Raw genomic sequence first — 13,308 nt, forward strand, 5'->3', positions numbered from 1 at the left:
TTTCCCGCTTGCGGGGGACTGCTCGCGGGAAATGTCGCAAGAAAAATCAGGCGCCGGACTTTTGCCCGGCAACCATCTTGGCGATGGCGGCGTCGCGTGCCGCGGCGATCTGTGAACTGATCTCGTCGGCCTCGTCGATGGCGGCCTCGCCGAGCATGGTGACGATGCTGGTGGCAACCGGGTTGCCGTCGTCGTCGGTCACCTCGGCCCGGACCTCGGCGATCACGGTGCCGTGCGACTCGATGACCGAGTCCAGGTAGGAGTCGAACCACAGCTTGTCGCCGACCAGGATCGGCCGGTGGAAGATCAGCTTCTGGTCGCGGTGCAGCACGCGCTCGAGGTTGATCGGAATGTCGAACTTGTCGAACAGCTCGAGCTGGACCCGCCGGCCGGCCACTGCGAGGAACGTCACCGACGCCACCACGGAGTCGTGGCCGTATTCTTTGGCGGCCTCGGCGTCGTAGAGCGCCGGATGGTCATCCTTGACCGCGCTGGCGAACTCACGGACCTTTTCCCGGCCGACCTCGAAGTAGTCGGGGTACCGGTAGTGAGTCCCGATGATGTTTGCGGCGATGCTCATATTCCCTGCGCTGTTCGGTATGCGGTGCGCGGTGCGCACAAACGTGCCTGACTGCCGAGCCGCTGGAGCGGCCCGCCGAAGCTTATAACGCGGCCTGTCAGGTCAGCGAATGTCGTGTCGGCGTGAGGCGGCAGCGGCCAGCGCGCCGCCCAGCGCGCCGAGCGCCAATGCCGACGGCACCCCGATGCGCGCAGCCTTGCGTGCGGTGCGGAAGTCGCGGATCTCCCAGCCGCGCTCCCTGGCCACATCGCGTAGCGCGGCGTCGGGGTTGATCGCCACCGCGGTGCCGACCAGCGACAGCATCGGTACGTCGTTGAAGCTGTCCGAATAGGCGGTGCACCGGCGCAGGTTGAGACCTTCGCGGATGGCCAGGGACCGCACGGCGTGGGCCTTGCCGGTGCCGTGCAGGATGTCCCCGACCAACCGGCCGGTGAACACCCCGTCGACCGATTCGGCGACTGTTCCCAACGCCCCTGTCAGCCCCAGGCGCTTGGCGATCGTCGCGGCCAGTTCGTAGGGAGTCGCGGTGACCAGCCACACCTGCTGACCGGCGTCCAGGTGCATCTGGGCCAGCGCCCGGGTGCCCGGCCAGATCTTGTCGGCGATGATCTGGTCGTAGATCTCCTCGCCGAGTTCGACGAGTTCGGCTGTCGAGCGGCCCTCGATGAAGGCCAGGGCCTTGGTCCGCCCGGCCGCCACGTCGTCGCTGTTCTCCTTGCCGGTGAGCTGGAACTTGGCCTGCGCATAGACGAACCCGAGTACGTCGCCGTAGGTGAAGTACTTGCGGGCGGCCAGGCCGCGGGCGAAGTGCACCAATGACGACCCGTGCACCAGGGTGTTGTCGACGTCGAAGAACGCTGCGGCCGTCAGATCGGGCGGCGGCGCCGGCGTCGCCGCGGTTACGGTGTCGGGCTCGAGCTCAGTCACAGCGAGTTCGGCGCTGGCCTCGGCGGCAAGCTCCTGTTCGAGCGCATCGGCACTACCGGATTCGGGCACGTTTTCACCCTAAGTCACCCGGCCGGGATACTGGCGGTGTGGAGGGCGAGCAGGCGGGTACCGGCGGTCGAACCACTGTGACGTTGCTGACCCGAACGGGCTGCAGCATGTGTGAGCAGGCGGCCCGGCAGCTGGCCGCGTTGCGCGAAGAACTGGACTTCGACCTGGTGAACACCGACGTCGATGCCGCTGCCGCCGCCGGGGACTCGACCCTGAGGGCCCGGTTCGGCGATCTGTTGCCGGTGGTTTTGCTGAACGGGACCCAGCACAGCTATTGGGAAGTCGACGAGCAGGCGCTTCGGGCCGACATCGCACCGAGATGAAATTTGGTGGGCGGGCAGGAAACGATTACCTTGGTGACGTGGTGATGAAGCCGTGAGTGTGCTGCTATTCGGGGTTTCGCACCGCAGCGCGCCGGTGTCTGTTCTCGAGCAGTTGAGCACTGACGAATCCGATCAGGCCAAGATCATCGACGAGGTCCTTCGATCCTCGTTGGTCACCGAGGCAATGGTCCTGTCCACGTGCAACCGCGTCGAGATCTATGCCGTGGTCGAGGCCTTCCACGGCGGCCTCTCGATCATCGGGCAGGTGCTCTCGGAGCACTCCGGCATGTCGCTGAACGACCTCACGAAATACGCCTACGTGCGCTACGCCGAGGCCGCTGTCGAGCATCTGTTCGCGGTGACCAGCGGCCTGGATTCGGCCGTCATCGGTGAAGCCCAGGTGCTGGGGCAGGTGCGGCGTGCCTATTCGTCGGCCGAGGAGCACCAGACCGTCGGGCGCACCCTGCACGAGCTGGCCCAGCGCGCACTCAATGTCGGTAAGCGCGTGCACTCCGAGACCGGGATCGACGCCGCGGGTGCATCCGTCGTGTCGGTCGCCCTCGGCATGGCCGAGACCAAACTCACCGGTGGGCTCGCCGGGCGCACCGCAGCCGTCATCGGCGCGGGCTCGATGGGCGCCCTGGCCGGCGCACATCTGGTGCGGGCCGGAATCGAACGGGTTCACGTGGTGAATCGCTCGCTGCCGCGGGCCCAGCGCCTCGCCGCGAACCTGACTGAGCAGGGCGTGCAGGCGCAGCCCTTCTCCTTGGACAATCTCGCGGAAGCCCTGGCCGATTCCGATGTCGTGGTCAGCAGCACCGGGGCGGTACGGCCGGTGGTCTCCCTGGCCGACGTGCACCACGCGCTGGCGCAGCGCAACGCCGCGGCCGGTGATCGTCAGCTGGTCATCTGTGACCTCGGAATGCCCCGCGACGTCGATCCGGCGGTTTCCGGGTTACCCGGTGTCTGGGTCGTCGACATGGACCGGATTCAGCGGGAGCCGTCGGCGCGGGCCGCGGCGACCGATGCCGATGCGGCCCGCACGATCGTCGCCACCGAGGTTGCCAACTACCTGGCGGGTCAGCGGATGGCCGAGGTCACCCCGACCGTTACCGCGCTGCGGCAACGCGCCGCCGACGTGGTGGAGGCCGAGTTGCTGCGCCTGGACAACCGGCTGCCCGAACTGGAGGCGGCATACCGCGACGAGGTGGCCAAGACGGTCCGCCGCGTCGTCGACAAACTTTTGCACGCACCCACGGTGCGGGTGAAACAACTCGCCAGCGCACCTGGCGGGGACAGCTACGCAGAGGCTCTGCGGGAGCTGTTCGAACTCGACCCGCAGGCCGTCGAAGCTGTGGCGGCCAGCGAATTGCCCTTTATGACAACAGATCTCGATAAGTCTGAGTAGAGCTTGGTAGAAACGCGCGATACGGTAATCCGGATCGGCACCCGGGGTAGCCTGCTGGCGACCACGCAGGCCGGCACCATCAGGGACGCTTTGCGGGCCGCAGGTCACCCCTGCGAGTTGGTGATCATCTCGACCGAGGGCGACCGCAACCAAGGTCCCATCGCCGAAATCGGCGTCGGGGTCTTCACCGCGGCGCTGCGGGAGGCGATCCACGACGGCCGGGTGGACATGGCAGTGCACTCCTACAAAGATTTGCCCACCGCACGTGACGAGCGGTTCGTGATCGCCGCCGTCCCGCGGCGTGAGGACTCCCGTGACGCGCTGGTGGCGCGCGACGGAATGGTGCTCGGCGAGTTGCCGCCCGGGTCTGTGATCGGCACGTCGAGTGCGCGACGGGCCGCGCAGCTTAGAGCACTGGGTCTCGGTTTGGAAATCCGCCCCCTACGAGGCAACCTAGATACCAGGTTGAACAGGGTTACGAGCGGCGATCTCGACGCCATCGTGGTCGCCCGTGCGGGTCTGGCCCGCATCGGACGTCTCGATGCAGTCACCGAGTCGCTCGAGCCGGTGCAGATGTTGCCAGCGCCGGCTCAAGGTGCGCTCGCGGTGGAGTGCCGCTCCGGCGACACCGAGCTGATTTCGGTGCTGTCGGAGTTGGATGACACCGACACGCGCGCCGCGGTCACCGCCGAACGGACCCTGCTCGCCGAACTGGAGGCGGGCTGTTCCGCACCGGTGGGCGCGATCGCAGAAGTGGTCGAGTCGATCGATGAGGACGGCAATGTCTTCGAGGAGCTGTCGTTGCGCGGCTGCGTAGCGACGCTGGACGGATCCGACGTGATCCGTGCGTCCGGTATCGGAACTCCCGAACGGGCCGCCGACTTGGGTGTCTCGGTGGCCGCGGAGCTTTTCGAGCTGGGTGCACGCGAGCTGTTGGTAGAGCGCGGGAGTGAAGAATGACCATGCGAGGTCGCAAGGCGAAGCCCGGCCGCATCACATTTGTGGGCTCAGGCCCGGGAGACCCGGGGCTGCTGACGGCACGGGCGCAAACAGTGTTGGCGCACGCCGAGTTGGTGTTCACCGATCCCGACGTCCCAGAGGCCGTACTGGCCCTGATCGGCACCGAGCTGCCACCGGCATCCGGCCCGGCCCCGGCTGAGCCGACCAAGGCCGACGCCGCCGCCGGTGGCGACGCCGCCGGAGCGCCCGACGCCGGACAAGCCGCCATCATCGCGGGTGGGCCCGAGATCCGTCCGGCTCTCGGCGATCCCGCTGAGGTGGCCAAGACACTGATCTCCGAGGCCCGCCACGGCTACGACGTGGTGCGCCTGGTCGCCGGTGACCCGCTGTCGGTGGACGCCGTCATCACCGAGATCGGTGCACTGGCCAAATCCCACATGAACTTCGAGATCGTCCCCGGATTGCCCGCCACGAGTGCTGTGCCCACCTACGCGGGCCTGCCGCTCGGGTCGTCGCACACCGTGGCCGATGTCCGCGGTGACGTGGACTGGGCGGCCCTGGCCGCCGCACCCGGGCCGCTGATCCTGCACGCGACCGCGTCGCACCTGCCGGATGCCGCCCGCACCCTGATCGAGTTCGGTCTGTCCGAGAACACTCCTGCGGTGGTGACCGCGAGCGGTACCACCTGCCAGCAGCGCTCGGTGGAGGCCACCCTTGGTGGGCTGACCGACAAGGCGGTGCTGGAGAAGCCGGCCGGAAGTGAGCTGGCGGGGCCGCTGGTCGGTCCGCTGGTCGTCACCATCGGCAAGACCGTGGCGAACCGGGCCAAGTTGAACTGGTGGGAGAGCCGCGCCCTGTACGGCTGGACCGTGCTGGTGCCGCGCACCAAGGATCAGGCCGGCGAGATGAGCGATCGGCTGGTGGGCCACGGCGCCCTGCCGATCGAGGTGCCGACCATCGCGGTCGAACCGCCGCGCAGCCCCGCGCAGATGGAGCGCGCGGTCAAGGGCCTGGTCGACGGTCGTTTCCAGTGGGTCGTGTTCACCTCGACCAATGCCGTGCGTGCGGTCTGGGAGAAGTTCAACGAGTTCGGCTTGGACGCGCGGGCGTTCTCGGGTGTGAAGATCGCCTGTGTCGGGCAGGCCACCGCCGACAAGGTGCGGGGGTTCGGTATCAACCCCGAGCTGGTGCCGTCGGGTGAGCAGTCCTCGCTCGGCCTGCTCGATGAGTTCCCGCCGTTCGACGAGGTTTTCGATCCCGTGAATCGGGTGCTGCTGCCCCGTGCCGACATCGCCACCGAGACGCTGGCCGAGGGCCTGCGGGAGCGCGGCTGGGAGATCGAGGACGTCACTGCCTACCGCACCGTGCGGGCGGCTCCGCCGCCGGCGCAGACCCGCGAGATGATCAAGACCGGCGGCTTCGATGCGGTCTGCTTCACCTCGAGCTCCACGGTGCGCAACCTGGTCGGTATCGCCGGCAAGCCGCACGCTCGGACCATCGTGGCCTGCATCGGACCGAAAACTGCTGAAACCGCAGCGGAATTCGGCCTGCGGGTGGATGTCCAGCCCGAGTCGGCCGCGGTGGGACCGCTGGTCGATGCGCTTGCCGAGCATGCCGCTCGACTTCGCGCCGAAGGGGCGCTGCCTCCGCCGCGCAAGAAGAGCCGCCGGCGCTAGTTTCGCCGAAACAGCATTCCGGCAGGGCCGTACTCGAACTTTTCCTGCTGGAACGCCGTTTCGAGGATGGATCGGAGGAGGGATAGCTGTGGCCTTTCCAAGGCATCGTCCTCGTCGTCTGCGGTCCACGCCGGCGATGCGTCGGCTGGTGGCCCAAACCTCTTTGGAGCCGCGGCATCTGGTGCTGCCGATGTTCGTCGCTGACGGTATCGACGCTCCGCGCCCCATCTCCTCGATGCCCGGCGTGGTGCAACACACCAGGGATTCGTTGCGGCAGGCGGCCGCCGACGCGGTGGCGGCCGGTGTGGGCGGGTTGATGCTGTTCGGCGTGCCCCGCGACGAGGACAAGGATCCGACAGGTGCCGTGGGCATCGATCCGGACGGCATCCTCAACGTGGCCCTGCGCGATCTGGCCAAGGATCTCGGTGACGCGACGGTGCTGATGGCCGACACCTGCCTCGACGAGTTCACCGATCACGGGCACTGTGGGGTGCTGGATGCCGCGGGCCGGGTCGATAACGACGCCACCAACACGCGCTATGTGGAACTTGCTGTGGCACAAGCGGAGTCGGGTGCACACGTGGTGGGTCCCAGCGGCATGATGGACGGTCAGGTGGCCGCCATCCGCGACGGCCTCGATGCCGCCGGACATGCCGACGTCGCCATCTTGGCCTATGCCGCCAAGTTCGCCTCGGCGTTCTACGGCCCGTTCCGGGAAGCGGTGTCATCGAGCTTGCAGGGCGATCGGCGCACCTATCAACAGGATCCGGGCAATATCCGCGAGGCCGTGCACGAGGTGGAACTCGACATCGACGAGGGCGCCGACATGGTGATGGTCAAGCCCGCGATGAGTTACCTGGATGTGGTGCGCGCCGCTGCCGATATCTCACCGGTACCCGTTGCGGCGTACCAGATTTCGGGCGAATACTCGATGATCTGCGCCGCTGCGGCCAATGGCTGGATCGACCTGCAGGCCGCCGCCCTGGAGTCCTTGACCGGAATCCGGCGGGCCGGTGCCGACATCGTGCTGACCTATTGGGCGGCCGACGTGGCCGGCTGGCTCGCGTGACCGATCAGGTGACCGAACAGCAACCGAGCCCGACCGGACGTCCCGAGGACGTCGACACCGGGTTCTGGTTGTGGGCGGCCGCACTGGTGCTCATGGTGGTCGGGTATCTGATCGACGCACTCACCGGCTCCGGCAAGGGCGTGCAACAGTCGATGACGGTCGTCTTCTCGGTGATGTTCGTGGTGGTGCTGTCCTCGATCGTGGTGGCGTTCCTGTTGCTGATGCGGCAGGGGTATCGCTGGGCTCGCACCCTGTTGACCAGCGGCGGGATCATCTCGGTGCTCCACTCGATCGGCAGCCTGCTGAGTGGCGAACGTCAGGACGCGGCTGCGGTGGGTTACGCGGTCACCGCAATCGTCGGGTCTGTCTTGATCGCCGGCGGGCTCTACCTGCTGTACCGCAAGGACGCCGACGGTTTCTTCACCCGCTGAGTCGCTACGCTTCCCGACAATGTCTGCACACTCATCCCCGTCGCGACGCGCGACCATCGGGTTCAGTTGCTGGTTGGTCGGCTCGGTGTTGTTGATCGCCGGCGGAATGCTCGCAGTCTCGTCGAGCCCGCCCGTGAACGCGACGTTGTACCGGTGGGTGGGAGTGCTCACGGTGCTCGCGGGCCTCGGCATGGCCTTCCTGGCCGGCCGGAGTCGCTCCGCCGATCCGCGCTACCGGCGCGCCGCGATGGCGTTGTCGCTGGCTATCGTGGTTCTGGTGCTGTTGACCGGCCTCAATATTCTCGTGCTGGTCGCGCTGCTCCCGCTCATCGCGGGTACCGGCCTGAGCGCGCTGTCGCAGCGGAGGGGTGACGATGGAGAGTGAACCGGTGAACAAAGTTGCGGCCGAGGTCCTGTTCTACGAGCAGGGGGCCAGCTGGGCGTGGCTCTTGCTGGGGCCGTTCGCCGGTGTCGGCATGGCGATTCTGCAGATGACCGGCGGATACGGCTACGACCTGTGGATTCCGATCCTGTTCCTGGTATTGGTGTCGGCGTTCGTGGCCATCCAGATCAAGGCCGCGCGCATCCACACCTCGGTTGAGCTGACCGCCCAGACCCTGCGCCAGGGCGCCGAGATCCTGAAGATCGACGAGATCGTGCGGATCTACCCGCCGGCGTCGGGCTCTGAGTCGCCGAAGTGGCAGTCCGACCGGGCCCTCGGCGAGCTCTCCGGGGTGCCCCGGGGCCGCACCGGCATCGGGCTGAAACTCACCGGCGGTCGCGGGGCCCAGGCCTGGGCACGCAAGCATCGTCGGCTGCGGGAAGTGCTGACGCCACTGGTCGAGGAGCGCACCCCGTGAAGCGTCGCGCCGTCGTCGAGCTCGTGGTGGCCGCCGTGGCCGCCGTGGGCTGTGTGCTGAGCTGGATGGCGGCGGCGACGACGATCGAGGTGGCACCCGTTTTGGACGGTGAGCCGGTCACCACGGCGGTCAGCTATTCGTCGCCGCTGTTGGTGCTGGCGTTGGTGCTGGCGGGTCTGGCGGGCGTACTGACGGTGTTGGGTGTCGCCCGGTTGCGCCGCTGACACATGACCGACTGGCAGCCCGTCTCGCAGGGAGAATCCGGCGCCGGTGTGTTCCGGGACGCTGACGGTGCCAGGTACGCCAAGGTGGTCGGCCCCGCGGCAGCGGCCGATCTGGCCGCGGAACGGGACCGGGTGTCCTGGGCGCACGACCACGGGCTTCCGGTGCCGGAAATCATCGACTGGTCTGCCACCGAGGACGGCGGTGCCGTCCTGGTCACCAGTGCCATCGGCGGCGTCGCTGCGGATCGGCTCGCGGAACCGGCTCTGCGGGCGGCCTGGCCCTCGATCGTGGAGGCGGTCCGCACGCTGCACGGCATCGCGGCCCACGAGTGTCCCTACCGGCGCGATCTGGACGACATGCTGGCCCGGGCCCGCTCGGTCGTCGCCGCGGGTGCGGTCAACCCGGAGTTCCTGTGCGACGAGGACCGGGACGTCCCGCCCGGAGAACTGCTCGCCCGCGTCGAACGTGAGGCCGGTCTGCGTCGCCGCCAGGAGGCCGCCGATCAGGTGGTGTGCCATGGCGACCTGTGCCTGCCGAACATCCTGATCGACCCGGACCGGCTTACCGTCGCGGGGTTCGTCGACCTGGGCCGGCTGGGACTCGCGGACCGCCATGCCGACCTGGCGTTGTTGCTGGCCAATACGGCCGACACCTTTCCGGGATTCGCCGAGGGCGCCGCGGCGGGCCTGGCAGTGGACTATCCGGCGGCGATAGACGAGGACCGGCTGCGGTTCTACCTCGCATTGGATCCGCTGACCTGGGGGTGAGAGCCCAAGGCGCGGTTCAGGAATCGAGCCAGGCCAGCTCGTCGGACAGGTGCGCGCGCCAGAAGTCCTGATCGTGGCCGCCGGGGTAGAAGCCGACGGCCGGGGTCCTGGGCAGTTGGTTGACGAACATTCGGGTCGCGGCGTAAAACCCGTCCCCGGTGCCGCAGTCGATGCGTAGCGGGATCGACCCCAGCGCCGGTACCAGTCTCAGCGCTGAGTTCTGCTGCCAGTCTTCGAGGCTGTCGAAGGCGTCGGGCGGCGCGCCCCAGTACGTGAGGTAGAGCGCCGGGCTGATGGCGCAGACCGCCGCGGTGCGCGCCGCGCCCAGTCTGGCGCCCAACAGCATGGCGCCGTAGCCGCCCATCGACCAGCCCATGAAGGCCACGCGCGAGGTGTCGATGCCCTTGGTGGCCAGCATCGGGATCAGTTCGTTGAGCACCATCGCCCCGGAGTCTCCACCAGAGGCTCGGCGGCGCCAGAACGAGTTGCCGCCATCCACACTGACCACTGCGAACGGCGGCCGGCCGGCCGCGGTCAGCTGGGCCAGCGCTTCGGGGATGCCCAGGCTCATCACACCGGCGGCGTCGTTGTCCATCCCGTGCAGGGCGATCACCGGACGTAGTGGGCCGTGCTGGCCCGGCGGGCGGGCGATGATCCAGTTGGTTTCGACGCCGCGGGCCGCGGAGATGAACGACCCCGAGTCGCGGGTCGGCAAGGGCGCGCCCGCGGCGGGCGGTTGGTTGGGGTTCGGAGACGCGCCGGGCCTGGGCGGACCGAGCAGGCTGCCCAACGCCATCAGTCCCGCGGCACCCGCACCGGTGACGCCTAGACGCAGCGCGTCGCGGCGGGTCAGCGAGGTCACCTGCGCATCATTCCAACTGCGGGTCTCAGCAGGTGACACGGTCCGGGCACAGCGGGATAACGCCGCCCACCGTGTCGGTGATCCCGGTCACAGAACTCTTGGTACAAAGTTCGAAATCTGTAACACTGTGTCCATGACCGAATTGGTTGAGCAGCCGCAGCAGACCGACGCCCTGCCCCTGGGGCCGCAATCGCTGGTCTGGAAGTACTTCGGCGACAACCGGATGTATCTGATCGGCCCCCGGCCCGCCGTGCTGCAGAACATGCTGGCCGAGCTGGGACAGGGCGTGCTGGACCATTCGACGTTCTTCTCCGACACCGCCGAGCGGCTCAAACGCACCATCCCGCCGATCTTCCGGACCGTCTACGGCACCGAGGACGAGAACGCCGGCACCCAGGTGCGCGACTTCCATCACCACGTCAAGGGCGATATGCCCGACGGCTCGCGCTACCACGCGCTGGACCCCGACACCTACTTCTGGGCCCACGCGACGTTCGTCGAGCAGGTCCTCTACTTCGCCGACACCTTCGTCAAACGGCTCAGCGACGCCGAGAAGGAACAGATCTACCTGGAGTCCAAGACCTGGTACCGCCGCTATGGGGTCAGTGACCGGCCGATGCCGGCCACCTACGCCGAGTTCGAGCAGTACTGGGACCGGGTGATGAACGAGGTGGCCGTGCCGCACAAGTCCGCCCGCTACGGCGTCGGCTATGTGACCAAGGGTTTCCCGTGTCCGAAGGGGGTGCACCCGGCGGTGTGGCGCGTGGCCGCCACGGTGTTCGACCCGGCCGCGGCCTTCCTGACCGCGGGCGGGCTGCCGCCGCGCGCCCGTGACCTGCTCGACCTGCCGTGGAGTGAACGCCAGGAACGCAATTACCAGCGGTTTGCAGCGTTCTGGCGGTCCCGCCCGGTGAACTGGGTGTGGGATCATCTACCGATGAGTGTGCGCTACAACAAATTTGCGCAAAAGGGCTATGCGCGAGGCTGATTCGTCGCCCGCGACGGTGTCTGATTCGTCGCCCGCGACGGTGGCGATCCTGGATGCCGCCCTCGTCGAATTCGAACGGCACGGCCTGCGCCGCGTCGCGCTCGACGATGTGGCGCGCCGGGCAGGCGTCAGCCGCACCACGATCTACCGTCGATTCGCCAACCGTGACGAGCTGGTTGCCGCCGTGATCGAGCGGGAAAATGTGGCGCTGTTCGCCGACATCGCCAACGAGTTGAAAAGTGCAGGGCCGCAATCGAATTACTATGTCGAAGCGTTCACGCTGTCGATCCTGCGGTTCCGGCGCCACCATGTGCTCAACCAGCTGATCGCCGACGAACCGGCCCTGGTCATGGAGATGCTGCACACCCACTACGGCGCGGCGGTCGAGCGGATGGCCGCGGCGCTGAAGGTGATCTTCCCGGCCGGGTTCGCCGACCGCATCGGCGAGCAGGCGGTCAACGACCTGGCCGACACCATCCTGCGCTACGCGGGGATGGTCCTGTTGCTGCCCAGCGTCGAACCCCTCGCCACGCCCGAGGACATCCGGGCATTCGCCACCCGCCATTTCCTGCCCAGCCTGCCGGCGTCGCTGCGCACCGTCTCGGCCTGATCCGCGCGAGGGGCGGTGGCAAAGTGTTTGGCAGCTCGCACTTTCGGGCAGCCGATAGGGATGACCACCGAGAAGCCCCGCGTCACCGAAGAGAACCGCAAGGAAGCCGAGCGCGTCATGAAGTCCTACGACAGCGACCGCTCGACCGTCACCCTGCCCGGCAGCCACGGCACGGTCTCGGGCACAGCTGTCAACGACTGGTTGGACGATGACGGTAAGCCGATCTACGGCCGGCCCGACACCGAGCAGTAACCGCGAACCCATGCCGTCGCTGGCCCGTCGTTGCCTACTGTGGCTGGTGTGACTGCGATCCCGCTCGAACGAATCGCCCCTGCCTTCGTGACGATGGCCCACGAGATCGTGTGGGCATCGGTGGCCACTGTCGATGCCGACGGCCAACCCCGCAGTCGGATCCTGCACCCGATCTGGGAGTGGGACGGGACCGATCTGTTCGGCTGGATCGCCACCGTGCCCAGCCCGGTCAAGCGGGCGCACTTGGCGGTGCATCCGCACGTCTCGGTCAGCTACTGGACCACCAACCACGACACGTGCGCGGCGGACTGCCTGGTGGAGTGGTACACCGACGACGAGACCTGCAAGCGGGTGTGGGACCGCTTCGCCAACGGCCCGGCGCCGGTGGGCTATGACCCGTATGTGATCCCGCAGTGGAGTGGCGGGCCGACGTCGGACCAGTTCGCGGCGTTGCGCCTGACTCCCTACCGGCTGCGGGTGATGCCGGGCACGGTCATGACAGCGGGGTCCGGCGAGGTGCTGAACTGGCGGGCGTGACGCCGGCGCCGCTCACGACCGGATGCAGTGGCCACCGTTGCCGCTCGGCCCCGTGGCCGGCATGCCACGGCACGACGGACTCGGCGACGTCGCTGACGTCCTCGTCGGTGTCGATCACCGCGTAGCCGGCCGAGTGCCCGGGCAGTCCGTTGACCAGGCATTCGTATCTGATCCGGTGCGCCAGGTTGCGGGTCCAGCGGATCGCGTCGCGCCTCCGGTTCGACGGCAATCGTCGTGCGTCGCAGATCAACAGGACCCGACGCGCACCCACGGTAAGGGCGGTGGTGGTTGCCAACGCGCATGCGTCGTTCGCGCGAGCGCGTAACCGCCTGCGCCATGCGATGGTCTGGCGTCCGACGAACCGGGATCGCACCGACTGCCCGTCGAAAATGACGATCACCGATTCGATCGAGTCGATCTCGTCGGCGGTCAATGGCGGTGTTGCCGTATCGGTCGTGCGCCAACGTGTCCGGATCGGTACCGGTGCACGCGGCGGATGTGCGTGTTTGACCCGGATGTCGGAGCGCCCCAGCGCCGCGGCGATCGCCTCGGACAGATCCGTCAGCCAACCGAGCGTCAGGACCTGCGGGCCGACGGATTCTCGCCCCGACACTGCAATTCCATCCGCCGTTCTCGATGCTAATAAGAAATTGTCATACTTCCGGCCGATCTTATTTTTCGCAACGTAATACACCTCGAACAATAAATGGGGCTTCTCGAATTTCGCCGAATGCTGGATGATCAATGGTGCGAATTCGATACGG

Annotated in this window: 18 protein-coding genes; 14 read left to right on the forward strand and 4 right to left on the reverse strand. The window is 67.6% G+C overall.

Annotated features, from left to right (window positions below; all coding sequences use genetic code 11):
* Positions 1 to 46: 46 nt before the first annotated feature.
* Positions 47 to 580, reverse strand: coding sequence for an FAS1-like dehydratase domain-containing protein (locus tag ACZYZF_RS08505; protein ID WP_463742621.1), 534 nt, complete (start codon positions 578 to 580; stop codon positions 47 to 49).
* A 102-nt stretch (positions 581 to 682) separates the two neighbouring features.
* Positions 683 to 1,576: an HAD family hydrolase gene (locus tag ACZYZF_RS08510; protein WP_463835277.1), complete on the reverse strand. Its 894-nt coding sequence runs from the start codon at positions 1,574 to 1,576 to the stop codon at positions 683 to 685.
* A gap of 38 nt (positions 1,577 to 1,614) precedes the next feature.
* Between ACZYZF_RS08510 and ACZYZF_RS08515 the strand changes: the two genes are divergently transcribed.
* The 10 genes from ACZYZF_RS08515 (at position 1,615) to ACZYZF_RS08560 (ending at position 9,295) form a co-directional block, all read left to right on the forward strand.
* Complete coding sequence (locus ACZYZF_RS08515) at positions 1,615 to 1,899, forward strand: glutaredoxin family protein (protein ID WP_463835278.1); 285 nt, start codon at positions 1,615 to 1,617, stop codon at positions 1,897 to 1,899.
* Positions 1,900 to 1,951: 52 nt separating this feature from the next.
* Complete coding sequence (locus ACZYZF_RS08520; RefSeq protein WP_463742618.1) at positions 1,952 to 3,307, forward strand: glutamyl-tRNA reductase; 1,356 nt, start codon at positions 1,952 to 1,954, stop codon at positions 3,305 to 3,307.
* Between the two features lie 3 nt (positions 3,308 to 3,310).
* The gene (hemC, locus tag ACZYZF_RS08525) at positions 3,311 to 4,267 is read left to right on the forward strand and encodes a hydroxymethylbilane synthase (protein WP_463742617.1); all 957 of its coding nucleotides are present in this window, start codon (positions 3,311 to 3,313) and stop codon (positions 4,265 to 4,267) included.
* Positions 4,264 to 5,943 carry a bifunctional uroporphyrinogen-III C-methyltransferase/uroporphyrinogen-III synthase gene (locus ACZYZF_RS08530; protein ID WP_463742616.1) on the forward strand — a complete coding sequence of 560 codons (1,680 nt, stop codon included), beginning with the start codon at positions 4,264 to 4,266 and terminating at the stop codon, positions 5,941 to 5,943. The genes hemC and ACZYZF_RS08530 overlap by 4 nt, the downstream gene beginning before the upstream one ends.
* A 136-nt stretch (positions 5,944 to 6,079) precedes the next feature.
* Positions 6,080 to 7,012 (forward strand): porphobilinogen synthase, encoded by a 933-nt coding sequence (gene hemB, locus ACZYZF_RS08535; RefSeq protein WP_463835849.1) that lies wholly within the window; start codon positions 6,080 to 6,082, stop codon positions 7,010 to 7,012.
* The gene (locus ACZYZF_RS08540; protein ID WP_463742615.1) at positions 7,009 to 7,443 is read left to right on the forward strand and encodes a hypothetical protein; all 435 of its coding nucleotides are present in this window, start codon (positions 7,009 to 7,011) and stop codon (positions 7,441 to 7,443) included. The genes hemB and ACZYZF_RS08540 overlap by 4 nt, the downstream gene beginning before the upstream one ends.
* Positions 7,444 to 7,462: 19 nt before the next feature.
* Entirely contained in the window at positions 7,463 to 7,828 is a 366-nt protein-coding gene (locus tag ACZYZF_RS08545) for a hypothetical protein (protein ID WP_463742614.1), read from the forward strand.
* Positions 7,818 to 8,303, forward strand: a complete 486-nt coding sequence (locus ACZYZF_RS08550) for a DUF3093 domain-containing protein (protein WP_463835280.1) — start codon at positions 7,818 to 7,820, stop codon at positions 8,301 to 8,303. The genes ACZYZF_RS08545 and ACZYZF_RS08550 overlap by 11 nt, the downstream gene beginning before the upstream one ends.
* A complete protein-coding gene (locus ACZYZF_RS08555) occupies positions 8,300 to 8,527 on the forward strand; it encodes a hypothetical protein (RefSeq protein ID WP_463742612.1) in 228 nt (75 codons plus the stop codon). The genes ACZYZF_RS08550 and ACZYZF_RS08555 overlap by 4 nt, the downstream gene beginning before the upstream one ends.
* A 3-nt stretch (positions 8,528 to 8,530) precedes the next feature.
* Positions 8,531 to 9,295: an APH(3'') family aminoglycoside O-phosphotransferase gene (locus tag ACZYZF_RS08560; protein ID WP_463835281.1), complete on the forward strand. Its 765-nt coding sequence runs from the start codon at positions 8,531 to 8,533 to the stop codon at positions 9,293 to 9,295.
* A gap of 16 nt (positions 9,296 to 9,311) precedes the next feature.
* Here ACZYZF_RS08560 and ACZYZF_RS08565 read toward each other — a convergent pair whose 3' ends face one another.
* A complete protein-coding gene (locus ACZYZF_RS08565) occupies positions 9,312 to 10,157 on the reverse strand; it encodes an alpha/beta hydrolase (protein WP_463835282.1) in 846 nt (281 codons plus the stop codon).
* A gap of 133 nt (positions 10,158 to 10,290) precedes the next feature.
* On the opposite strand from ACZYZF_RS08565, the gene ACZYZF_RS08570 reads away from it, so the two are divergent.
* The 4 genes from ACZYZF_RS08570 to ACZYZF_RS08585 all read left to right on the forward strand — a co-directional run bounded on the left by ACZYZF_RS08570 (position 10,291) and on the right by ACZYZF_RS08585 (position 12,544).
* Positions 10,291 to 11,145, forward strand: coding sequence for an oxygenase MpaB family protein (locus ACZYZF_RS08570; protein WP_463742609.1), 855 nt, complete (start codon positions 10,291 to 10,293; stop codon positions 11,143 to 11,145).
* Positions 11,132 to 11,755, forward strand: coding sequence for a TetR/AcrR family transcriptional regulator (locus ACZYZF_RS08575; protein ID WP_463742608.1), 624 nt, complete (start codon positions 11,132 to 11,134; stop codon positions 11,753 to 11,755). Before ACZYZF_RS08570 ends, ACZYZF_RS08575 begins: the two co-directional genes overlap by 14 nt.
* Positions 11,756 to 11,815: 60 nt before the next feature.
* Positions 11,816 to 12,007, forward strand: a complete 192-nt coding sequence (locus tag ACZYZF_RS08580) for a hypothetical protein (protein ID WP_463835283.1) — start codon at positions 11,816 to 11,818, stop codon at positions 12,005 to 12,007.
* A 93-nt stretch (positions 12,008 to 12,100) separates the two neighbouring features.
* Positions 12,101 to 12,544, forward strand: a complete 444-nt coding sequence (locus ACZYZF_RS08585) for a pyridoxamine 5'-phosphate oxidase family protein (protein WP_463835851.1) — start codon at positions 12,101 to 12,103, stop codon at positions 12,542 to 12,544.
* On the opposite strand, the gene ACZYZF_RS08590 is transcribed toward ACZYZF_RS08585, so the two are convergent.
* The gene (locus tag ACZYZF_RS08590; protein ID WP_463835285.1) at positions 12,501 to 13,157 is read right to left on the reverse strand and encodes a hypothetical protein; all 657 of its coding nucleotides are present in this window, start codon (positions 13,155 to 13,157) and stop codon (positions 12,501 to 12,503) included. The two genes, ACZYZF_RS08585 and ACZYZF_RS08590, sit on opposite strands and share 44 nt — an antisense overlap.
* Positions 13,158 to 13,308: the final 151 nt, after the last annotated feature.

The organism is Mycobacterium sp. IDUB_24 (genome assembly GCF_055419385.1).